Annotated in this window: 23 protein-coding genes; 16 read left to right on the top strand and 7 right to left on the bottom strand. The window is 38.6% G+C overall.

Features of this window, described 5'->3' with window-relative positions:
• Positions 1-8 precede the first annotated feature (8 nt).
• From IGK01_RS10330 to IGK01_RS10320, 3 genes are all read left to right on the top strand, one after another.
• On the top strand, positions 9-953 hold the full coding sequence (locus tag IGK01_RS10330; protein ID WP_034691805.1) for a DUF979 domain-containing protein: 945 nt from the start codon (positions 9-11) through the stop codon (positions 951-953).
• A gap of 249 nt (positions 954-1,202) precedes the next feature.
• Entirely contained in the window at positions 1,203-1,847 is a 645-nt protein-coding gene (gene pcp, locus IGK01_RS10325) for a pyroglutamyl-peptidase I (RefSeq protein ID WP_010734749.1), read from the top strand.
• A 165-nt stretch (positions 1,848-2,012) separates the two neighbouring features.
• Complete coding sequence (locus IGK01_RS10320) at positions 2,013-3,278, top strand: hypothetical protein (protein ID WP_438840725.1); 1,266 nt, start codon at positions 2,013-2,015, stop codon at positions 3,276-3,278.
• A gap of 148 nt (positions 3,279-3,426) precedes the next feature.
• On the opposite strand, the gene pnuC is transcribed toward IGK01_RS10320, so the two are convergent.
• Complete coding sequence (gene pnuC / locus IGK01_RS10315; RefSeq protein ID WP_010734751.1) at positions 3,427-4,173, bottom strand: nicotinamide riboside transporter PnuC; 747 nt, start codon at positions 4,171-4,173, stop codon at positions 3,427-3,429.
• Between the two features lie 277 nt (positions 4,174-4,450).
• On the opposite strand from pnuC, the gene gloA2 reads away from it, so the two are divergent.
• The 5 genes from gloA2 to IGK01_RS10290 all read left to right on the top strand — a co-directional run bounded on the left by gloA2 (position 4,451) and on the right by IGK01_RS10290 (position 8,385).
• Positions 4,451-4,831 carry an SMU1112c/YaeR family gloxylase I-like metalloprotein gene (gene gloA2 / locus IGK01_RS10310; RefSeq protein ID WP_010734753.1) on the top strand — a complete coding sequence of 127 codons (381 nt, stop codon included), beginning with the start codon at positions 4,451-4,453 and terminating at the stop codon, positions 4,829-4,831.
• Between the two features lie 91 nt (positions 4,832-4,922).
• Entirely contained in the window at positions 4,923-5,432 is a 510-nt protein-coding gene (locus tag IGK01_RS10305) for a hypothetical protein (protein ID WP_153830274.1), read from the top strand.
• A gap of 80 nt (positions 5,433-5,512) precedes the next feature.
• Positions 5,513-5,692: a hypothetical protein gene (locus IGK01_RS10300; protein ID WP_010734755.1), complete on the top strand. Its 180-nt coding sequence runs from the start codon at positions 5,513-5,515 to the stop codon at positions 5,690-5,692.
• Between the two features lie 53 nt (positions 5,693-5,745).
• Entirely contained in the window at positions 5,746-6,312 is a 567-nt protein-coding gene (locus IGK01_RS10295; RefSeq protein ID WP_023520112.1) for a GNAT family N-acetyltransferase, read from the top strand.
• Positions 6,313-6,597: 285 nt separating this feature from the next.
• A complete protein-coding gene (locus IGK01_RS10290) occupies positions 6,598-8,385 on the top strand; it encodes a hypothetical protein (RefSeq protein ID WP_438840724.1) in 1,788 nt (595 codons plus the stop codon).
• 174 nt (positions 8,386-8,559) lie between these two features.
• Here IGK01_RS10290 and IGK01_RS10285 read toward each other — a convergent pair whose 3' ends face one another.
• Both IGK01_RS10285 and IGK01_RS10280 read right to left on the bottom strand, forming a co-directional pair.
• A complete protein-coding gene (locus tag IGK01_RS10285; RefSeq protein WP_010734759.1) occupies positions 8,560-9,075 on the bottom strand; it encodes an LURP-one-related/scramblase family protein in 516 nt (171 codons plus the stop codon).
• A gap of 26 nt (positions 9,076-9,101) precedes the next feature.
• A complete protein-coding gene (locus IGK01_RS10280) occupies positions 9,102-9,971 on the bottom strand; it encodes a Cof-type HAD-IIB family hydrolase (protein WP_023520110.1) in 870 nt (289 codons plus the stop codon).
• Positions 9,972-10,094: 123 nt separating this feature from the next.
• On the opposite strand from IGK01_RS10280, the gene IGK01_RS10275 reads away from it, so the two are divergent.
• From IGK01_RS10275 to IGK01_RS10260, 4 genes are all read left to right on the top strand, one after another.
• Positions 10,095-10,775 carry a uracil-DNA glycosylase gene (locus IGK01_RS10275; protein ID WP_023520109.1) on the top strand — a complete coding sequence of 227 codons (681 nt, stop codon included), beginning with the start codon at positions 10,095-10,097 and terminating at the stop codon, positions 10,773-10,775.
• Between the two features lie 155 nt (positions 10,776-10,930).
• On the top strand, positions 10,931-11,911 hold the full coding sequence (pta, locus tag IGK01_RS10270) for a phosphate acetyltransferase (RefSeq protein ID WP_010734762.1): 981 nt from the start codon (positions 10,931-10,933) through the stop codon (positions 11,909-11,911).
• Between the two features lie 114 nt (positions 11,912-12,025).
• Positions 12,026-12,499 (top strand): tRNA (adenosine(37)-N6)-threonylcarbamoyltransferase complex ATPase subunit type 1 TsaE, encoded by a 474-nt coding sequence (gene tsaE / locus IGK01_RS10265; RefSeq protein WP_409173532.1) that lies wholly within the window; start codon positions 12,026-12,028, stop codon positions 12,497-12,499.
• On the top strand, positions 12,492-13,019 hold the full coding sequence (locus IGK01_RS10260) for a GNAT family N-acetyltransferase (protein ID WP_023520107.1): 528 nt from the start codon (positions 12,492-12,494) through the stop codon (positions 13,017-13,019). The genes tsaE and IGK01_RS10260 overlap by 8 nt, the downstream gene beginning before the upstream one ends.
• Positions 13,020-13,150: 131 nt before the next feature.
• Here the strand turns inward: IGK01_RS10260 and IGK01_RS10255 are convergent, their stop codons facing one another.
• Both IGK01_RS10255 and IGK01_RS10250 read right to left on the bottom strand, forming a co-directional pair.
• Positions 13,151-13,684 carry a 3'-5' exonuclease gene (locus tag IGK01_RS10255; protein ID WP_010734765.1) on the bottom strand — a complete coding sequence of 178 codons (534 nt, stop codon included), beginning with the start codon at positions 13,682-13,684 and terminating at the stop codon, positions 13,151-13,153.
• A 153-nt stretch (positions 13,685-13,837) separates the two neighbouring features.
• Positions 13,838-14,590, bottom strand: coding sequence for an exodeoxyribonuclease III (locus IGK01_RS10250; protein WP_023520106.1), 753 nt, complete (start codon positions 14,588-14,590; stop codon positions 13,838-13,840).
• Positions 14,591-14,695: 105 nt separating this feature from the next.
• Between IGK01_RS10250 and IGK01_RS10245 the strand changes: the two genes are divergently transcribed.
• From IGK01_RS10245 to IGK01_RS10235, 3 genes are all read left to right on the top strand, one after another.
• The gene (locus tag IGK01_RS10245) at positions 14,696-15,616 is read left to right on the top strand and encodes a Gfo/Idh/MocA family protein (protein WP_077151088.1); all 921 of its coding nucleotides are present in this window, start codon (positions 14,696-14,698) and stop codon (positions 15,614-15,616) included.
• Between the two features lie 70 nt (positions 15,617-15,686).
• Entirely contained in the window at positions 15,687-16,592 is a 906-nt protein-coding gene (gene murB, locus IGK01_RS10240; RefSeq protein ID WP_062804841.1) for a UDP-N-acetylmuramate dehydrogenase, read from the top strand.
• Between the two features lie 18 nt (positions 16,593-16,610).
• The gene (locus IGK01_RS10235; RefSeq protein WP_137072692.1) at positions 16,611-17,186 is read left to right on the top strand and encodes a GNAT family N-acetyltransferase; all 576 of its coding nucleotides are present in this window, start codon (positions 16,611-16,613) and stop codon (positions 17,184-17,186) included.
• Between the two features lie 837 nt (positions 17,187-18,023).
• Here the strand turns inward: IGK01_RS10235 and IGK01_RS10230 are convergent.
• The gene (locus IGK01_RS10230) at positions 18,024-18,866 is read right to left on the bottom strand and encodes a hypothetical protein (RefSeq protein WP_023520102.1); all 843 of its coding nucleotides are present in this window, start codon (positions 18,864-18,866) and stop codon (positions 18,024-18,026) included.
• A 281-nt stretch (positions 18,867-19,147) separates the two neighbouring features.
• Here IGK01_RS10230 and IGK01_RS10225 point away from each other — a divergent pair, with 281 nt between their 5' ends.
• Positions 19,148-20,659 carry a flavocytochrome c gene (locus IGK01_RS10225; protein WP_137072690.1) on the top strand — a complete coding sequence of 504 codons (1,512 nt, stop codon included), beginning with the start codon at positions 19,148-19,150 and terminating at the stop codon, positions 20,657-20,659.
• Between the two features lie 50 nt (positions 20,660-20,709).
• Here the strand turns inward: IGK01_RS10225 and IGK01_RS10220 are convergent, their stop codons facing one another.
• A complete protein-coding gene (locus IGK01_RS10220) occupies positions 20,710-21,696 on the bottom strand; it encodes an NAD(P)H-quinone oxidoreductase (RefSeq protein ID WP_010734772.1) in 987 nt (328 codons plus the stop codon).
• Between the last annotated feature and the right edge of the window lie 2 nt (positions 21,697-21,698).

The following is a 21,698-nucleotide window of genomic DNA, read 5'->3' as shown; positions in this document are numbered from 1 at the left end:
TGGATTTTTTGAACTTTTTTACAAATTCTGAAATATTGTTAAGTGAAAAATTATTGGAAATCTTATATATCTTGATGGGACTAGTCTTGATCTATACGGGCCTTCGTAATGCCTTTGATAAAAGTAATCCTCATCGATTTGGTTCTGCCTTTTTCTGGACAGTTTTAGGAGTCGTGATTGCTGCTGGACGTTGGATATCTCCAACTTACAACGGAATCTTGATTTTCGCGATGACGATCCCAGCAATCACCAAAAGAGTGAGTAAAGGTGCAAGTCGTTTGCCATCAAAAGAATACATGGAAAAAATGTCAGATAAATTAGGGATGAAAATCTTTATTCCGGCATTGAGTATTGGGATCTTTGCCATTTTATTCGCACTATTCACTGATTTAGGTGCTTTAGTCGGTGTAGGTGTTGGGGTATTTGTAGCGATGTTGATCTTGATGTTCTTTTCAAGAGATAATCGACCAACGACTTTCTTGGATGATGCTTCAGACATGTTAGGTACAGTCGGTCCTTTAAGTATGTTACCGATGCTCTTAGCTTCATTGGGTGCGGTCTTCACGAGTGCAGGTGTTGGTACCGTGATTTCTAGTGCAGTCGGTACGATCGTTCCAGAAGGAAATGTCAATATTGGTATCATCATCTATGCGCTAGGAATGGTTCTATTTACAGTGATCATGGGGAATGCTTTTGCGGCAATCACCGTCATGACAGTCGGAATCGGTGCACCTTTTGTCTTTAGTCAAGGGGCTAATCCAGCATTGATCGGTATGGTCGCGTTGACATGCGGTTTCTGTGGAACGTTGTTGACACCGATGGCTGCTAACTTTAACGTAGTACCAGTGGCGATGTTAGAAATGAAAGATAAATACGGCGTGATCAAGAATCAACTATTTGTTGCTGTATTCATGCTGGTTTTCCAAATCATCTATATGATTTTATTTAAATAGTATCTTGAGCGAAAAAGAATCAATGATTTCCATAAAATATGGAGAAGATTGATTCTTTTTCTGAACAGCTAAGCATTTCATTATTGACTGTTTTTTGTTAAAATAGATAGACACTGAGTCCTTCTAATAGGAATGACTTACTGAAAGTACTAAATACACGAGTGAGAAACAATCAAATTTTAATGTTTAGTTAAATCTTTGAAGGATGAATTGAGCGCATCATTTTATAGAATAATGGAGGAATGAAAAATGAAAGTACTCGTAACTGGTTTTGATCCATTTGGTGGAGATAAAGTAAATCCTGCCTATGAAGCAGTCAAAAAAATGCCGTCTGAGATTGCCGGTGCAGAAATCATCAAATTAGAAGTTCCCACTGTTTTTGGTAAAAGTGGTCAAGTCGTAAAAGAAGCAATCCAAGAACATCAACCTGAAATCGTGATTTGTGTTGGTCAAGCGGGTGGACGTTCAGCGATTTCTTTTGAACGCGTAGCAATCAATCTAGCTGAAGCACGTATTGCAGATAATGAAGGTAACCAGCCATTTGATACGCCGTTAGAAGCAGACGGCCCAGCTGCTTACTTTACTTCATTACCAATCAAAGCAATGACAAAAAATGTCCATGAACATGGTTTACCAGCCTATATTTCTTATACAGCTGGTACGTTTGTTTGCAACGACATCATGTATCGATTGTTACACTTGATCGAAACAGAGTTCCCAACGATTCGTGGAGGCTTTATCCATGTACCATTCTCACCAGATCAAGTCATCGATCGCCCTGTAGGGACACCGGCAATGTCACTTGATGATATTGCGGCTTCATTGACTTATGCGGTAGAAGCAGCAGTCAACAACAAAGAAGATATTTCAGGTAACGCAGGAACAACTCACTGATAGTTAGCTGAAGCGCAGCAAGTGCAAGACACTCCTGTCACAACCTCAGCTTCACGTATGAAAAAAGCGAAAAGCCGAAAATAGCTCACATTATTTTCGGCTTTTTTGTTGCTCTTTGAACGTATTTATTTTTACTCTCTTAATTTAGAAAGGCAGGTGAAAGGTATGAATGAAAGTTGGCAAGCAATTTTTGATGAATGGTTCCCAAAAGAAATCAAGCAACACTACCCAATAAAAATCTCCAAACAATATACAAGTAGCCAACGATGGGAAATCTATGAACGATTGACGAAACAACAACGAATTGTCATGGATCAACATCGTCGTTACTTGATCCACTCACGGTTTTTGGAAGAAAACTATTTAGCAGCAACGGATTGGATTTTTTCTGACTTTAAGATCAATCCATTTTATCGCACATCACGTAGGCAACAGAAACTTTATTGTGAATGTGGCCGTGAACTGAAAGTCCAATACATCGTTCGTTCCCCTAAAACGGGTAAGGAATTAAAACTAGGGATCAATCATTTTGCAGAACACTTGCACGTTAGTCCAACAGTTGCAGCGTCGATCAATCAGGGAATGACTAAAGTGGATCTAGCGCTGGATGAGATCCTCTGGCTGAAACAACAAAATATTGCCTTTCCTGAACGACTCTGGCAAGAATATTGTCTAATGTTGTATCATAATCGCCGGCTGAAACAACCGATTTTACCAGATAAAAAGCTGACTAAACGACTCACTGAATTTCGTCATGCCCAGTTACCGATTTATCTGGCAGACTATCAAGCAATGGAAAAGTACATCCAACAAGTGAGCTATCAGGCAAAAGAAAAGCCGAAAAAAATCCTTGAGAAAAAATCATTATTTGAGGATTTTTCAGAAGATTTGACTAAAGATGTTGAAGCGTTCTTGACTAATTATCAACTATTTCTTCGAAAAGATTGGTCATCTGTTTCAATGGCTGAGACAAGCCAACCATCTGTCGCTTTTTTTGCAGAGTTTATCGCTAATCTGCGAGAAGGATCGAAGAATGAAGCTGTAGACGTCGATCGATTAGCAAAAGAACAGCGTTTTATCCAACCGCAAATTTATTATTTTGTTTGGCAACAATATCAGCGTTATGGATTTACAACTGGTTTTTTCGATAGTATCCCTCGGGTGATGAGAAATGGTTTTCTAAAGATTTTACGCAAAGAACGCGAAGAAAAACAGCAAGCTACAACAAAAACTGTGACAGAAACTGAATGGCAAGAACTTGCAAAGAAAATCAAAAAACAATCAGTCGCCTCTTTTATCCAAGAATATGAACAAGCAGACTATGTATTTACTTCAGAACAACAGCTTGCATTAAAAAAATTCCAAGAATTGGAATCAGTGATACAAACGATGGATGAAGACATTAGAATGTTGCTCAAGGATTTGATTTAGTTGACTCGAACCGCTGAGAGAATCTTGGTATGACGATACCTAGAAATAAGCGAGAAAAGTCCCATCCTATTTTGGGTGACTTTCTCGCTTTAGTAAGAGGTTTGAAAAACAAACCAATTTCTAGTACAAGTTTATTTATTGTTTTCCATCAAGAAACATGGTGCGAAAAATATTCTGCTTCCATGCGCTGCATGCGCGCTCTTTCTTTTTTGTTGTACCAAGGAGAGACAGTAAAGGCTAATAAGTCATTGATCAAGTAAACAGAGCTATTGATAAACATAGCTAAACTAGCAGACCCATGGGTATAGGAAACATACCATAAGACCATTTGTGCAAGACCAGAAGCAAGCCACCAATAATACTGATTGTTGTAGCGAAGGAAGCTAATGATGCCGGCAGAAAGACTGATCGAAAAAGCAATGGCATCGATCCAAGGACGAGGGTCGTCTGTATACGTACCAATCAAATAACCTGAAATCAAGTAAACGAAAACAGTCCCGGTTAATGCAATCAACCAACTTTTTCCACTAAATTCTCGAATTTTAGAAGCCATATTATGATTCCATTCTTTACTTAATAAAACTGGGATATCCAATGTGACCATGTAAGCAATTTGTTCGCCGATACTTAAATAGTTTTTGGCAGAAAAGCCAACGACGATAAAACAAATAGCAGAGAGAATTCCTAGAATACCGTTGACTGATTTAGCGGCATTGATTGATAAAATACATAACACCCCTAGATTTGTCCCGATAAAGGTAATGATCGATAACCAAGTGATTGGCTGATTCACAAGTGTCATGACTTGGCAACCTAGGCTAAAATAGAATAGATAATAATTTTGTTGAGGCCAACCTTTCAATTGATGAATCAAAAATCTGAAATAATTACTCATAATAAAAAACTCCTTGAAACACAATATATAGTGTCTGTTTATTTTAGAGACACAAATTATTGTATTCCTTTTAAAATTTATTTCTAGTCTTTCATTTTAAAAAAATATATGTTATTATTCGATTTGATTGTTTTCTGAGAAACATTTACTTTCAAACGATGAAAAGTAGGAGGCCATTTGATGTGGTCTCTCTTTTTTTGTGCAGCGGGAGAAAAATCTATGCTATGTCTAAAAGTATTGATAAGATAAAGGAAACAAAAAGATTGGAAGTGTGAGAATGAATTTAACAACCGTTCACCATGTTGCGATCATTGTGTCGGATTACCAAAAGTCACGTGCTTTTTATGTTGATTTGCTAGGTTTTGAAGTTATTCGTGAAAATTATCGAGAAGACCGTGGCGATTATAAGCTAGATTTAAAACTAGGAGATATGGAGCTTGAGATTTTTGGCATCAAAGACGCACCTAAAAGACCGAGCTATCCAGAAGCTTGTGGTTTGAGGCACTTAGCATTCAAAGTGGAACATATCGAAGAAACAGTCGCGGAACTACAAGGATTGGGGATTGAAACTGAACCAGTCCGTATCGATACCTTTACAGGCGAAAAAATGACTTTCTTTTTTGATCCGGACGGATTGCCGTTGGAGTTACACGAATAAAGGTAACAAATTTGTCACTTTTTCTTCCGTTCATTCGATTTTTTTCTTTCCTATTTCTTGTTATTCTAAAAAAAAACGGGGAGAGAGTGGAATGAAAAAAATAATCATTGCAGCATCGATTGCTATCATTGTTAGCTTAGCGGCTTCGTTAGGACTATTGGATGCAAACTTTTCTTTTGATGACATCAGTGACCAAGAATATCAAATCTCATTGCAAAAGGCAGTGTCTATTTTGCGAGATGAGTACCATGAAGAGAAAGTCAGTCGTATCCAGTTCAACCAATTAGACGAAGAACAAAGTAATAAAAAGATGTATGAATATATTTTTTATACTCCCAATCGAGTGATCACAGTGAATCCAATCTCAGGAAAGACGATGGTTGTTGATGAAAGCCGAAACGAACCAGGGCAATTCTTTCACTTGAAAACGATCCATCAAGTGAAACATCCACAGGCAGCAATGAAAGAAGCAGTCCATAAAGTCGGAAAACATCACGGGAAAGCAAAAAGTTGGGAAATCACGACAAAAAGTGGTCAATTGTATTATTCTGTAGCCGTCGATGGAATGAATCATTTAGAAGATGTATTGATCAGTGCTTGAAAGAGAAGTGGTTTCACTTCTCTTTTTTTATAGATAAGAGTAATCTAAAAGTGTAAAACAAAGAAGGGATTGAGGGAATCATGCAAAAAATGGTTTGTCCAAACTGTGGAAAAAAATTCACTTATGAAGAAGTAAATCATATCGTCGAACACGTAAAAAAAGAGATGCCGATTGTTTGCCCCTACTGTCGTTTTGAAGCAAAAACAATCGTTTCGAATGGTTATTTCGTGACACAAAAAATTGAAGATTATTTGAATTAGCTGTTTTGCTCTGAGATTTCATTATGGTAAAATGAAAAAAAGGAGTGTCAGAAATGATTCGTAATGCAAAAAAAGAAGATGCGGCAGCTATCGCTCCGCTTATTTTAGTTATATTGAAAGATATGGACTTACCGTTTCTTTTAAAGTACGGTGAAGAAAAAACATTAGAAGTATTGGAAGAAGCCATTACAGACCCAGACTATCGTTACAGCTATACAAGAGGGATCGTTGATGAGCGAGAAGGCAAGGTAGCAGGAATCGTTTACGGTTATACAGACGAAGAAGAACCAATCATCGACCAGCCGTTAGAAAAAATCTTACAAAAGCATGGCATTTATGAGCAAGTAAAAATGTTTACGGATAGAGAAACATTCCCTGATGAATGGTATTTAGATTCTATCTGTGTTTCAGAAGAATTTAGAGGACAAGGAATCGGTTCCTCTTTGTTAGAAGCATTGCCACCAATCGTCAAAAAACAAAACCGCGATGTCATTGGACTAAGTTGCGATAAGCAAAACCCGCAAGCTAGAAAATTGTACGAGCGCCATGGGTTCAAAGTAATCGGGGAACGAACGATTAGTGGACATCTGTATGATCATATGCAAAAGAAAATCGTCTAGTGAGTTTTTATTGCTCAATCAAGCTTACCAGATTAACAAAATGCAGGCATACCTGAAAAGGTGTGTCTTTTTTTATTAATAAAAAAGTGAGGAATATCACATAATTCAAAAATAATTGTGAAAGAATATAAATACTATACGTTATGTTAAATGAAGAATGTATGAAATTAATGTAATTTTTCTATATAATTTCAGAAAAATATGTATTTTATCGATTTTTAGGAATATAATTACGAATGTTTTTATGTTATGAAATTTCATATATTGATGAAAAGAGATGAAAAAATGTTCAAAAATAAAGTTGTGAATCTTTCCCTAATGTCTGTTTTGCTTCTCCATTTATTTTTTCCAATCCAAGTAATTGCTGAGACATTTCTTCCACAAGATCCAGGAAGTGTTTATGATGATTTGACTGGTGATTATGGGGTATTAGGGATTGCTTCTCAGTTCCATGTGTTCGCAAAAGAAAAAACGACCATCAATGCGCATACAGAGGGGAATGTAGCAACGAGTGTTTTATCAGCAACGAATAACTTCGGTACATCGATCAGTACAGGGGATTTAAATAAAGAGATCAATTATGCACAATCCGTTGAGACAATCATTAGCTCAGCAGAAACTGCGGCTTCTGTTAAACGATCGAATAAATTTATTGTGGGACCAAACAATGTGATCACGACGGAAAACGATAAAATAATTGTCAATGGAACAAGATTGGATCATTTATCAGTGGATGAGTTCTATCAAGATCGAGAAGATGCTCAATATATTGATTTCAACAAAGAGTTTGAAAATTTAATGCTGACATCAAATATGTTGATGTCATTAGATCCATTAAAAACATATACGCCAGATGATTTCCCTGATATGAATAATCGTGTGATTGACTGTACAGATCTGGTTGGGGACCAGCCCTATGTCATCAATGTTGCTGCTTCTGTTCTGGCAAAGAATACCCCCTTACGAATCAACAATCCTGAGGGAAAAGTGCTTATAATCAATGTTGTCGATGCACCGACTAATTTTTCGGTACAATCCCAGATCCAATATAATAAACGTTCCAATCATCAAACAGAAGATTTTTCTGATGCCAATATTTCTTGGAATTTTGGTAATCTAACAGAAAAATTAGAAATCAATGCACCTTTCCAAGGAACGATTATTGCACCTTGTGCGGATATTACAGTCAATCAAAGTCAAGATGGAACGATCATAGGGAAAAATGTGATCTTGAATGCTACAACAAATCGTTGGGACCCAAATGAAATTTTTGCTGTACCAAATACGCATGATGACACGACAGATACAACAAGTAGCAGTACAGAACCAAGTACGAGTGAAAGCAGTACAGAACCAAGTACGAGCGAAAGCAGTACAGAGCCAAGTACGAGTGAAAGCAGTACAGAACCAAGGACAAGTGAAAGCAGTACAGAACCAAGTACGAGTGAAAGCAGTACAGAGCCAAGTACGAGTAAAAGCAGTACAGAACCAAGGACAAGTGAAAGCAGTACAGAACCAAGTACGAGCGAAAGCAGTACAGAGCCAAGTACGAGTAAAAGCAGTACAGAACCAAGCACAAGTAAAAGCAGTACAGAGCCAAGTACGAGTGAAAGCAGTACAGAACCAAGTACGAGTGAAAGCAGTACAGAGCCAAGTACGAGCGAAAGCAGTACAGAGCCAAGTACGAGTGAAAGCAGTACAGAGCCAAGCACGAGTGAAAGCAGTACCTATCCAGGTAAAAATGGAAAGCAATCAGATACAAGTACCACAACAAGTAGTGCTAGTAGTGTTTCATCAACAAACGAGTCTGACGAGCCTGTTATCAGTGGAGAAGGAACAGTTGAAAGCGATGGATCAGGTACGATGCAAATGAACGATAGACGTGAAAATAAAGTAGCGCTAGCTGTTGAATCAAATACCAATAATGATGATCCTTCGACTAAGAATGTACAATCACAAAATCAACAGCTTTTCCCTCAAACAAATGGGGAAAGAAATAATTTGTGGATCATGGTAGGTGCAGTGCTTATCTATGTAGTGACACTTCTTTTCTATAGAAGAAAACAGGTGTAAAAGAAAAAACGAAGCTGTGACATCGATTGTCTGATCCCTTTAAACCTGAATAAACGGTGTTCCAGAAGTAACTCCTTTAAAAATAAGCCAGAAAACTCCAAAAATTTGAAAGACAATTTTCGGAGTTTTCTGGCTTATTTCTCGGAGCTGGACATTTCTGTCACAACCTTATTTTTAGTTGACATCAAAGCGATAAGAAAGAGGTGTTTCTTTGTCTTTGTTTTTTCGATAGAGCCAGTAATCAAGGACAGCAGCAATACAGATACAGATAGGCGCATTTTCTTCACAAGGGATATCAAGGACATAATAATCACCGGTAAAGAGGGTTGCTTTGTCCATTTCCATGATTGGTTCATTGAAATGCTGGATCTGATAACGATGATTATAGATATCTCCTTGAACAGTCCAATGTAATCGGCGAATATAATAAAAATCTCCTGGCCAATTGAAAATCTTTTGCATCGTACCGACTTTTTCGAAATCTTTATAAAGTTCAAAGCGTGTCCCAAATGTCAGACTGATTTGTTTGATATGAGCGACTAGATCTCCATTCATGGCATAAAGAGATAAAGCATCTCCTTTCGTTCCCCAGCGGCCGACCATCAAAAAAAGTGATTTGCCTTTTTCGTCTTTGACGATTGTCCGGGTCGCACGACTCAGCTGTTTTTCCTGAATGAAAAATTCTGACATATTTGTTCCCCTCTTTCTTCAAACAACTATAGATTTTCGTTGATTGCGCGTAAGATGGCTTTGCCAACACCCGATTCAAGGTTCGTGTCTGTTAAGTATTTAGCGTAATCTTTGACTTCGATCTCTGCATTTCCCATAGCGAAACTAACGCCGGCGGTTTGCAACATGCTGACATCATTGAAATTATCACCGATCGTCATGACTTCATCTAAAGTGATCCCTCGTTCATGAGCGACATGAGCAACTGCGATTCCTTTTTGAGCATTTTTATGGTTGACTTCAAGATTATTTTGACCAGAAGAGGTCACTGCCAGTTCGCCTAAATTACTGATTTCTTTCCCTACAGGGCCTAAAATACGTGGACCTTCAGTATGGAAACAGATGATTTTTAGGACTTCAAGTTTATCATCAAGTAGTAATTCGCGAATGCTGTCAACATAAGTGATGTGTAAGAGTTCAAGATTAGCTGAAGCCATGGCGATCGCCATTTTGTAAGTCAAATGGGGCATATGGGTCGCAATGGAAGAAGCAAAGCTTTCGATTCTTTTTGGTTGGCTTTCCGAATACAATCCTTGGTTTGTCGCTACCTCGTAATAAATACCATTTGCATCTAAAATATCCATAACTGTCATGGCTTGGGGACTTGGAATTGGTACTGTAAAAAGCGACTTACCGGATCTGTCAAAAACTTGCGCGCCATTCAAAGTGATCATCGCACAATCGATTCCTGCTTCATCTAAGGCTGCTCGTGCTTCTTGTGCGTTACGTCCAGTAGCGACCATAAATTCAATACCCAGCTCATTTGCCATGCGGATTGCTTCAGTATTTTCTGTTGAGATACTCATATGTGCATCGAGTAAAGTGCCGTCCATATCAGAGGCAATTAATTTGATCATGTGATTACCGTTCCTTTCCTTTTCTCCCTCCTAGTTTAACATACTAATGCGAGATAAGATGGAAGATTTTGACTTGTTAACAAATAATTTGTGAGTTATTCTGGAAAATAGGAGGTGGGAAATTTGAAGAAAATCATCCACAATAGTTGGCAAGAAGTATTAGCTGATGAATTTGAAAAAGATTACTATCAGCAGTTGAGAATATTTTTAAAAAATGAGTACGCAACTCAAAAAATCCATCCGGATATGTATCATGTTTATGAAGCGTTAGAGCTGACTCCCTATGAAGAAGTCAAAGTCGTGATTCTAGGACAAGACCCTTATCATGGAGTAAATCAAGCGCATGGTCTTTCTTTTTCCGTACAACCAGGAGTAAAAACACCACCGTCTCTGGTCAATATCTACAAGGAATTGAAGAATGACTTAGGGATCGAACCAGTTTCTCATGGGAATTTAGTGACTTGGGCCAAACAAGGTGTGCTGCTGTTGAATACTGTACTAACTGTCAGAGAAGGGCAAGCTTATTCTCATCGCGGAAAAGGCTGGGAACAATTGACGGATGCGATCATTGAAAAGCTGAATGAACGAGACAAACCGATCGTATTTATTCTTTGGGGGAAACCTGCACAAGAAAAAATGAAAATGATCGATAAAAGTCGACACATTATAATAACAGCCCCACATCCAAGCCCATTATCGGCGCATCGTGGCTTTTTTGGTTCAAAACCATTTTCAAAAACGAATGATGCGTTGCTTGCTCTGGGTGAAACACCGATTGATTGGCAACTGCCTAAAACAGTGTAATGATACAGCACTTTCCTGTTATAGTGCAGTTTTTCCGGATTATGTGAAAAACTTAATTATTATCCATTATTTGACTGATACAGAAATTTAAAACTGTTCTTTTTTTTGATAATAGTGTATCATGGTAGTTAATAAAAATAACTGGGGGTCATCTTGTGGAATTGTTTGATAGTTTAAGATTTAAAATTGTACGTCGCGGCATCAAAATCGTGTTTCCAGAAGCAACGGATGCAAGAATTTTAGGAGCAGCAGCACGTTTAAAAGCAGAAGAATTAGTTGAACCGATTTTGATCGGCAGCAAAGAAGAAATTGAAGCAGCAGCAAATGCACGTGGTATCCAAACATCTAACTTCACGATCATCAATCCAAATGATTATGAAAAATGGGATGAAATGGTCGAAGCTTTTGTTGAACGCCGTAATGGAAAAGCAACAAAAGAACAAGCAGAAAAAATCTTAAAAGATGTCAATTACTTTGGAACAATGCTTACATATATGGGCATTGCTGATGGTATGGTTTCTGGAGCGATCCATTCAACCGGAGATACAGTACGTCCAGCACTACAAATCATCAAAACAAAACCAGGTGTAAGTCGTACAAGTGGTGCTATGATCATGGTTCGCGGTAGAGATCAAGAAAAGTATGTCTTTTCTGACTGTGCGATCAACGTGAATCCAAACGCACAAGAATTAGCTGAAATTGCTGTGGAATCAGCAAAAACAGCTGAACTATTCGATATCGATCCAAAAATCGCATTGATGAGCTTTTCAACAAAAGGTTCTGCAGCAGCTCCTGAAGTAGATAAAGTGGTTGAAGCAACAAGAATCGCGAAAGAATTAGCGCCTCAATATACGATCGATGGCGAATTACAATTTGATGCTTCTTACGTTCCAGCAGTCGCTCAATTAAAAGCCCCTGATTCTAAAGTGGCAGGTCAAGCAACAGTCTTTGTCTTCCCTGAATTACAATCAGGAAACATTGGCTACAAGATCGCTCAACGTTTTGGTAACTTTGAAGCAATCGGACCAATCTTACAAGGATTGAACAAACCAGTAAGTGACCTTTCTCGTGGTGCTAATGAAGAAGATGTCTACAAATTAGCAATCATTACAGGTGCACAAACATTATTAGATTAATCGAACAGTAGATCTAAAAAGAAAAGGGCTAGGGAGCTGAGGATTCCTGACTCTTTTCTTTTTTTTTGTTGGATTACACGTTATACTGACAAAAAAGAATGAGGAGAAATGATGATGATTGAATTAACAAGTGTGGCGATGACAGACCAATTAGCAGAAATCATTGGAAAAGTCGCTCGTCCGGGAGATAATCTAGTGTTAACTGGCGATCTAGGTGCTGGTAAAACGACTTTGACAAAAGGAATTGCAAAAGGATTAGGCATCGTTCAAATGATCAAGAGTCCGACCTATACGATCATTCGGGAATATACACAAGGAAAAATGCCTTTGTACCATATGGATATCTATCGTGTCGCTGCTAGCGGTGCTGATTTGGGATTAGATGAATATTTTGAAGGTGATGGACTTTCAGTCATTGAGTGGGGAAATCTATTAGAAGATGCTTTACCTGAAGATTATTTGGAACTGATTATTGAGAAAAGTGATACAGAATTAGAAAAAAGATATGTGAAATTCCAATCATACGGACCGAATAGTCAAGAGTTTGAAAAACGTATCTATGAAGCATGGGCGAATTCTCATGGCTAATGATGTTGAACTGACGTTAAAAGAAGCGGAGAAATCAGATGCTGAAGGATTGTTAGTGATGCTACGCCAAGCGAGACAAGAAACGGATTATTTTGTTGTTGAGGAGCGTTCACTCAATAAAAGTAAAGAGGTACTTGCAACTGAATTGTCTCGAATAAAAGAAAGTGCAGAACATTTATTATTTTTAGCCTGTGTCAAAAAACAGGTGGTAGGTGTTGTTTCTGTTGCTCCCAAACCTGACTTGCCCCGTCATGGCGAAATAGGGATCAGTATCTTGAAAGAATATTGGGGAATGGGGTTAGGTAAGATTCTTTTAGAGGAGGCAATCATTTGGGCTACAGAAAATGCGCGATTTAGTACGTTGGTTCTTGACGTATTGGCGGGCAATCAACGAGCCATAAATCTTTATCAAAAAATGGGGTTTCAAGAGGAAACCCAAAGTGTTGACTCTTCGAGAAGACAAGGTCAATCATTGGCGATAATCAAGATGAAACGAACGATCGAGCATAAAATAAACTGATTTCAAAAACAAAGAACCTGAAAAATAGTTGTCCACTTTTCAGGTTCTTTATTTATCATCATCTTTGATTCTTTCGTACGAGGGAATCAACCAATAGAAATGCAAGAATTAGCTTATTTTAGCTAGTTGAACTATTTCACTGTGACTAATTTTTTCAATGGGTCTGTCCCAAAATATTTTTCCTGATATAACAAGATTTCCGCACATGCTCGACTATCTTCTAACGCATCATGGTGATTTTTCAACGTGATATCCAAATTTTCACAAACTGTATTCAAGCGATGATTTGGCATTTCTGGAAACAAGCGGCGACTTGTTTTGACGGTACACAATGAGAGATAGTTCGGTTGAGGCAACTGATAATAATCTAAACAACCAGCTAATACTTTTGTATCAAATGCGGCGTTATGCGCAACGACTAATCGGTTTTTTTGGAAATACTTTTCGATTTTCTGCCAAACATCTGGAAATTTAGGTGCCTGTTGGACATCTTCGGGTCGGATACCATGGATCTGGATGTTCCGCCAGAAAAATGGCGTTTCCGGTTGGATCAAGGTATAAAATTCATCGACAATCTGACTGTTCTCCACTTTGACAAGGGCTAAGGAACACGCACTATGAGATTGGTGGTTCGCAGTTTCAAAGTCCATCGCGATAAAATTCATTTTCAAATAAGCCTCCTTTAAAAAATAAACCATAACATAGATTTGTATGAAAAGAAATAGCTTTTTCAGACTATGTATCAAGTAAATATGGTGCCAGTGAAGGATCAAAGGAAGAAAATCGGGACAACCCAATTTCTTCCGTTGCTATCCTAACTATTCGATAATTAATTCGACAGGGCAGTGGTCACTACCTAGAATCGATGTATGGATTTTTGCATCAACCAAACGAGGTGTCAAATCTTCACTCGTCAAGAAATAATCGATACGCCAACCTGCATTGTTTTTTCGAGCATTGAAACGATAACTCCACCAAGAATAGACACCTTCTAACTCTGGATAGAAGTAACGGAAAGTATCTACAAAACCATTATCAAGTAAATGAGACAATGCGTTTCGTTCTTCGATAGAGAAACCGGCACTTTTTTGATTCGTTTTCCAATTTTTCAAATCGATGTTCTCATGGGCAACATTTAGATCCCCACAAACAATTACCGGTTTTTGTTTTTTCAACTCTTCTAAATAATCATAAAAAGCAGATTCCCATTCTAAACGGTAATCGAGACGTTTCAATTCATTTTGTGAATTTGGTGTATAGCAAGTGACTAAGTAAAATTCAGGATATTCTAACGTGATCAATCGGCCTTCTTGATCATGGACATCAATGCCCATTCCATAAGAAACGTTCAATGCAGGTTCTTTGGCGAAGATCGCTGTTCCTGAATAGCCTTTTTTGACTGCATAATTCCAATATTGATGGTAACCTGGTAAATCCAAGTCGATTTGACCTTCTTGTAGCTTTGTTTCTTGAAGACAGAAGAAATCTGCATCAAATTCCTTAAATGTTTCTAGAAAATTTTTGTTGACGATGGCTCTTAAACCATTGACATTCCACGAAATCAGTTTCAAAAAAACACGCTCCTTTTCCTATCAAGTCTGTCCGATTATATTGTACCTCATTTTTATTAAAAATAGTGTAAGATAAGAGTAATAACAGATAGCAGGAGGGAAACCATGAAAATTGGCGTAGTAGGAGTAGGTAACATTGCCGAAAAAGCATATTTACCCACATATGCAGGGAAACAAGGAATGGTTGATTTTTATTTTGCGACACGTAATCAGGTAACGAAAGATCGTCTGAAGAAAACCTATGGATTTGCTCATTTGTATGAGTCTTTGGATGACTTAATTGAAGAGGAGATCGAAGCATGTATGATCCATGCGGCAACAAGCGTTCATTTTCAATTAGCTAAAAAATGTTTGGAACATAATATCCATGTTTATATCGACAAGCCTTTAAGTGTCGACCTAAAAGAAATCCAAGAGTTACAAGAATTGGCAGAACAACATCAAGTGATTTTAATGGTGGGCTTCAACCGACGATTCGCCCCAATGGTCGAAGAATTAAAAGCGATTCCAGAAAAACGGTTGATCCAGTTACAAAAAAATCGCATTGCGGCAAAAGAAACAACTGCTTTTGTCATTTACGATCTGTTCTTGCATCTGGTGGACACGGCTGTTTATTTATTAGACGAACCAGTGATCAAAACAACTTCTCATATCCGAGAAAAGGAAGGATCTATGGAAGTAGCGATGTTGCAACTTGAAACTGCGAACCAAATGGCAATTGTGACGATGGATCTTGGAAGTGGTGCAAATACTGAAACCTATCAAGTAACGAGCAAACAAGGAACCTATGAATTGAGTGATCTGACAGAATTAGTCATCCGTAAACCAGATACGGTGGAAATAAAGAAATTTGGTGATTGGGAAACCACGCTGAGCAAACGTGGTTTTGTGCCAATGGTTGAACGATTTTTTGAAGAAATCCAACAACCGACGCCAAATAATGAAAAGTTAAAACAAACCAACATTTATGAGAGCCATGCACTTTGTGAGGAGATGTTGAATAATCTTTATCGTCATCAGCTTTGAGCAAAACTGGCAAGATTGTTTTAAGCGTGATAGAATGATGGGGACGTTTGAAAAGAAAGGAAAGTCCTCAGTGAATAAAGAAGATATCGTTAAAAAAAATCCAGAGTTGAATCTGTTGCTTGATGAACCGTTAAGTCATTATACATTTACCAAAACCGGTGGACCGGTAGATGTTTTAGCTTTTCCCAAAACCAAATCAGAAGTCAAACAGTTAGTTGACTATTGTCGAGAAAACCAAGTGCCATGGTTGGTATTAGGAAATGCAAGTAACTTGATCGTCCAAGATGGTGGGATACGCGGCGTGGTCATCATGTTGACAGAGATGAACCAAATCAGCGTTGAAGGCACGATGGTGATTGCAGAAGCAGGTGCGAAACTGATCGATACGACGTATGCAGCCTTAGCAGAATCTTTGACAGGATTCGAATTTGCCTGTGGGATTCCTGGAAGTATCGGCGGTGCAGTCTACATGAATGCAGGAGCTTACGGTGGGGAGATCAAAGACGTGTTTGCAGAAGTCGATTTATTATTAAGTGATGGGACGATCCAAACTCTGTCAAATGAAGAAATGGCCTTTTCTTATCGCCACAGTGAATTACAGAAGATGGAGGCCATCGTCTTAGAAGCTCGTTTCCAATTAACACCTGGTGATCATGAGATGATCAAAGGTCGGATGGACGAATTGACGGAATTGCGTGAAGCAAAACAACCATTGGAATACCCTTCATGCGGTAGTGTCTTCAAACGACCTGAAGGACACTTCACAGGACAACTGATCCAAGAAGCAGGCTTACAAGGTTTGAAATGGGGCGGCGCACAGATTTCGGAAAAACATGCCGGCTTTATCGTCAATATCGACCATGCAACAGCAACTGATTATACAGAGTTGATTGCCCATATCCAAGAGGTGATCAAAGAGAAGTTTGATGTCGCATTAGAAACAGAAGTACGGATCATTGGTGAAAAAAGAAGCTAAAGGAAAGTAGGTGGCGTGATGTTAGATAAGCAATTGCCCTATGCAGAGATTTGGATGACACGCCCACTCAATGAAGAATTGCCTTCTTATCCCTTGAATCAGCAGTATCGCTTTGAAAAGTATCAACCAGGCGCAGAGCAGGATTGGGCAATCATTGAAACAGCAGTCGGTGAATTTGACTCTGTGGAGGAAGCACTGGTTTACTTTGACCAAGCTTTTGCCCCTTATCCAGAAGAACTGGCAAAGCGCATGTATTTTGTGGTCAACGAACAAGGTGAACGCATTGCCACATGCACTGCTTGGTGGAAGCTTCGTGAGAAAGAATATCCGCTTTTTCATTGGTTAGCGGTCAAGCCAGAACATCAAGGAAAAGGGATTGCCAGAAGTTTGACGATCGAAGTGCTCCGTTGTTTTCAGCAAATAACGACACAAAGTCCAATTTATTTACACACACAGACATGGAGTCATCCAGCAATCAAACTTTATCAAAGTTTAGGTTTCACGTTCATCCCTGAGAAATTTGATGGTAGCGAAAATCCCGATTATGAAATGGTGATAGATATTTTATCATCGAAAATTAAAAAAGGCACCTAAAAAATAGGTGATGACAGAAGTATTCAGCTCCGAGAAATAAGCCGTGAAACCCGAAAATTGTTCTTCAAATTTTTGGGTTTCACGGCTTATTTTTGACGGAGTTGGCTTGCGAATACCGTATACACGATTTTAAGGATAGAAACAAAAAGGAATTTCATTTTTTTCCTAACGCTTCAAATTGCTTCAATGTTAGAGAATTATTAGGTTGATCGCTAAGTGGGAAATCCTTCACTAAGGTATTAAAGTTATTAGTTCATATACCAACGTTATTTAAATATCAAGAAATAATAGGTCAACTTAGAAAGAGGTTTGTGTGTATAATCCTGTTAATAAAAAAACAACAAATCGTCCAGATGATTTAGTTATAAGAGTCAATCAGATACTCGAGATAGTTGAATCACCAAAAAATGCAAGGTGTTTTGCTAAAATACTACAAAAATTTCGCATGGAAAAGAACCTCACGTTCATTACTTGTCCATTTCCAGCGTAAAATAGCTTATTAGGATTCCAAGCAGGTATTTCTGCCAAATCTAGCAATTTATCCTGATCGTTCGAATGATTTAGGCCATTCATTAGATAAATATGTCAATCATTGTTTTTGTGACTGGTTTACAACAGACAAAAAAACAGAACTTCAAAAGGTCATGGCTATTGATCCTACAAAACAAAAAAAGGTGGGACAGAAGTGTTTGGTCACGAGAAATAAGGTGTAATCCCCAAAAATTACTCTTTGAATTTCTGTGGATTTCACCTTTTTTCTGACTATTATCGCTTATGGTTCAGCCGGTTATTTGGGCTTGAGGTAAAAAACTAAAATCAAATTTACTTTTTCTCCAGCTACTCTTTTTTGTTTCCAGCAGTATCCATCCGTGTGGTCACACCTTTTTTTCTAGGGATGAAGTTCCGGATGAACGTAAATTTCCGATAATCGTTTCGTGTATAAAGATAGCCGAAAACGCTGAAGACAAGGGCTCCGATAAAATTGACGAATAAATCTTTCATCGTATCTAAGATCCCGATGTCCAAGTACCCATCTGCCATGACATACTCTTTGGTTTTGCCATGCTCATCTTTATATGTGACGGTTGTTTGTTGGATATCTTTGATCTTATATACGGTGTTGCCATCCTCACTTAATTTGACACTGTTGATCTGATCAACATAGTTATCTTTTTGCATGTCCATCTGCAAGACTTGATCCGCAGAGAATTCGATAAATTCCCAAAAAACCCCTACGGTCATGGAAAAACAGAAAGAGACTAGAGCGACTAGTAATGGCGTCAGATTCATTGTTTTCGTGTTTTTGTTCAAAAGATAGACAAGAGAAAAACCGACACCACCTGCTAGGAAGCCGCTTAGTGCGTGTAACGCTGTGTCCCATAGTGAAAAGTAGCCATAAAAGTCACTTAATTCACCCAAGACAGTGGCACTGAAAATAAAGGATAAGATGATGATTTCCAGTGTGTTAGGGATTTGGATCTTTAGTAATTTTTCTAGTAAATAGGGGATTTCAAACAATAATAAAGTTAATAATAAGAGCATGATATTCCCCATGTTCCGGTCGATCAATTGGTCGACGAGCATGACCACCACAATGATACGTAAAATGATGTAAATCGCATGAGTGACCTTCCCAGCAGACTTACTCCCTTTTGAAAAAAAATGTTTGATAAATTTCATAAATGAGCTCCTTCGTGTTTCATATCGATTATACTTGTCTAATGAAAAAAGCCCAAATCTTCTGTTTGGATCAAAAAAAAAATTTTTTTTTGCCTGACTATTTATTCAAGAAACTCGACTGTTTTTCGATAGTTACTAACGAAAACTTGAAAAATTTGGAATATTAATGGTTATTTATAAAAGAGTGAGATACCAGTAGTACGGAAAATGTAAATTGTTGGTTGAATTTGTGAATGCTATCACTTATGATGGGGTAAGTGTTAAATTTTAGGAGGACAACTATGAAGAAAACAATTAAAGGGTTACTGACAGTTACAGCAATTTTTGCCTTAGGTGCCTGTACGCCTGATGAAAAAGAATCTGCATCCAGTAGCTCTTCCACAAAAGAATCAACAGAAGTATCATCCGGAGCGTCTGCTCAAACTTACACAAATCCAGCTGATATGAAAGAAGAATATGATTTGATCATCGTCGGCGGAGGAGGAGCTGGTATGGCAGCTGCAATCGAAGCAAAAGATGCAGGCTTGAATCCAGTCATTTTTGAAAAAATGCCAGTTGCTGGTGGAAATACATTAAAATCTTCAAGTGGAATGAACGCATCTGAAACAAAATTCCAAGAAGAAGAAGGTATCACTGATTCGAACGACGCCTTTTATGAAGAAACATTAGCAGGTGCGAATGGCACAAATGATAAAGAAATGTTACGCTATTTTGTCGATCATTCGGCTGCTGCAATCGAGTGGTTAGATGAAAATGGCATTAAATTAGATAACTTGACGATCACTGGTGGAATGAGCGAAAGACGAACACATCGCCCTTCTGATGGTTCTGCTATTGGTGGCTATTTAGTCGATGGGTTATTACGAAATGTCCACGAACGCCAAATCCCGATTTTTGTAAATACTGAAGTGACAGATATCCAAAAAACGGGAGATACAGTTAACCAAGTAACAGTCCAAGTCCAAGGGGAAGAACCAAAAGAAATCACTGGTAAGGCTGTAGTTGTTACAACTGGTGGATTCGGTGCGAGTGAGCAATACATCCAAACTTACCGTCCAGATCTGGAAGGATATGTAACGACGAATCAAGTGGGATCAACAGGCGATGGTATCAAGATGATTGAAAAATTAGGCGGTCAAACGGTCGATATGGATAAGATCCAGATCCATCCAACGGTTCAACAAGATGAAGGATTCTTGATCGGAGAAGTGGTACGTGGTGAAGGAGCGATCTTAGTCGATCAAGATGGCGAGCGTTTCGTCAACGAAATGAATACACGAGACAAAGTATCAGATGCAATCACTGCATTGCCAGAAAAATCTGCTTATTTGATTTTTGACCAAGGGGTACGCGATCGCGCAACAGCCATTGAGTTTTATGATGAAAAAGGTTATGTAACTGCAGGTGAGACGATTGAAGAATTGGCAGAGAAAATCAACTTACCAGCAGAAACATTAGCACAAACAGTAACAACTTGGAACGAAGAAGTTGCCAATCAAGACGATACAGCATTTGGTCGTACGACAGCCATGGAGCATGATCTGTCTAAACCAAACTACTATGCGATCAAAATCGCACCTGGTATCCACTATACGATGGGTGGAATCAAAATCAATACGAACACAGAAGTTGTGGATAAAGACGGACAACCGATCACTGGACTTTACGCAGCAGGTGAAGTCACTGGTGGCTTACACGGTGAAAACCGCATCGGCGGAAACTCTGTAGCGGAAATCATTATTTTTGGACGTCAAGCAGGACAACAAGCAGCAAAATTTGTCTCTGCACAATAATAGAAATGATATAAAAAGAGAACCTAAGGCGCATGCCCTAGGTTCTCTTTTTAAGTTTCACTGACTGTCAAAATGATTTTTCCAACGTTTTTGTTGGCTTCCATATATTCATGGGCTTCTTTTGCTTCTGATAATGGAAAGGTTCGATCAATGATTGGACGGATCGCTCCGGTTTCAAAATAAGGATCGATGTTTTTCATAAACTCTTGAGTCAGTTTTGCTTTGTATTCATCACTTCTTGGTGTCAATAGCGTACCAATCAATTGGATTCTTTTTTGCAGCAAAACGCTTAAATCAAGAGACTCGACTGTTGTGCCTCCTAGTGTGCCAATCAAGACCCAGCGACCATCTACAGCAATCGATGCCAGATTTTTTTCCCAATAAGAAGCACCGATGAAATCTAAGATGACATCAACGCCATGCCCATCAGTTATCTTTTTTACTTCCTCCGCGAAATCTTGCGTTTTATAGTTGATTACTTCATCTGCGCCTAATTCTTGGCAAAAGGCTAACTTTTCAGCTGAACCTGCGGTAACGATGATGCGTGCTTGCGAATATTGTTTGGCTAATTGGATCGCTGCAGTACCAACGCCACTTGCACCAGCATGAATCAAGACAGTCTCATTTTTTTGGAGTTTTCCTAACCAATACAAGGTTTGATAGGCAGTCAAGAAAACTTCAGCGATACCAGCGGCTGATACGTAGTCAAGGGAATCGGGCAAGAGGATTGCTCGATCTGCTGGGATTACGGCATATTCTGCATAGCCACCTAAATTCACTAGACCATAGACTCTTGTTCCAGTTGAAAACTCAGAACGGTCACTTGCGTTTTCAATGACTTCACCAGCAACCTCTACACCTAAGATCGGGTAAGGCGCTTGAAGTGCAGTATTTTCGCGACGCATGATATCCGTACGATTGACCGCAGCGGTGTGGACTTTTAACAATAACTCCCCAGCTTTTGGAATAGGTCTAGGGACATCCACTTCAGTCAAAACGTCTGCTGAACCGGGATGTTTCATAGAGATTCCACGCATGA

This window comes from Enterococcus sp. AZ080 (assembly GCF_051714945.1).
GTDB lineage: Bacteria > Bacillota > Bacilli > Lactobacillales > Enterococcaceae > Enterococcus_B > Enterococcus_B pernyi.
The sequence above is the reverse complement of the archived record's forward strand: the minus strand, read 5'-3'. Positions and strand labels throughout refer to the sequence as shown.

Coding starts and splice junctions, on each gene's coding strand:
- IGK01_RS10295 (WP_023520112.1), top strand. CDS start 5,746: ATGATTCGTAATGCAAAAAAAGAAGATGCGGCAGCTATCGCTCCGCTT.
- IGK01_RS10245 (WP_077151088.1), top strand. CDS start 14,696: ATGAAAATTGGCGTAGTAGGAGTAGGTAACATTGCCGAAAAAGCATAT.
- pcp (WP_010734749.1), top strand. CDS start 1,203: ATGAAAGTACTCGTAACTGGTTTTGATCCATTTGGTGGAGATAAAGTA.
- IGK01_RS10300 (WP_010734755.1), top strand. CDS start 5,513: ATGCAAAAAATGGTTTGTCCAAACTGTGGAAAAAAATTCACTTATGAA.
- gloA2 (WP_010734753.1), top strand. CDS start 4,451: ATGAATTTAACAACCGTTCACCATGTTGCGATCATTGTGTCGGATTAC.
- IGK01_RS10290 (WP_438840724.1), top strand. CDS start 6,598: ATGTTCAAAAATAAAGTTGTGAATCTTTCCCTAATGTCTGTTTTGCTT.
- pnuC (WP_010734751.1), bottom strand. CDS start 4,173: ATGAGTAATTATTTCAGATTTTTGATTCATCAATTGAAAGGTTGGCCT.
- IGK01_RS10285 (WP_010734759.1), bottom strand. CDS start 9,075: ATGTCAGAATTTTTCATTCAGGAAAAACAGCTGAGTCGTGCGACCCGG.
- tsaE (WP_409173532.1), top strand. CDS start 12,026: ATGATTGAATTAACAAGTGTGGCGATGACAGACCAATTAGCAGAAATC.
- IGK01_RS10260 (WP_023520107.1), top strand. CDS start 12,492: ATGGCTAATGATGTTGAACTGACGTTAAAAGAAGCGGAGAAATCAGAT.
- IGK01_RS10255 (WP_010734765.1), bottom strand. CDS start 13,684: ATGAATTTTATCGCGATGGACTTTGAAACTGCGAACCACCAATCTCAT.
- IGK01_RS10235 (WP_137072692.1), top strand. CDS start 16,611: ATGTTAGATAAGCAATTGCCCTATGCAGAGATTTGGATGACACGCCCA.
- IGK01_RS10305 (WP_153830274.1), top strand. CDS start 4,923: ATGAAAAAAATAATCATTGCAGCATCGATTGCTATCATTGTTAGCTTA.
- IGK01_RS10225 (WP_137072690.1), top strand. CDS start 19,148: ATGAAGAAAACAATTAAAGGGTTACTGACAGTTACAGCAATTTTTGCC.
- IGK01_RS10230 (WP_023520102.1), bottom strand. CDS start 18,866: ATGAAATTTATCAAACATTTTTTTTCAAAAGGGAGTAAGTCTGCTGGG.
- IGK01_RS10220 (WP_010734772.1), bottom strand. CDS start 21,696: ATGCGTGGAATCTCTATGAAACATCCCGGTTCAGCAGACGTTTTGACT.
- IGK01_RS10280 (WP_023520110.1), bottom strand. CDS start 9,971: ATGATCAAATTAATTGCCTCTGATATGGACGGCACTTTACTCGATGCA.
- IGK01_RS10320 (WP_438840725.1), top strand. CDS start 2,013: ATGAATGAAAGTTGGCAAGCAATTTTTGATGAATGGTTCCCAAAAGAA.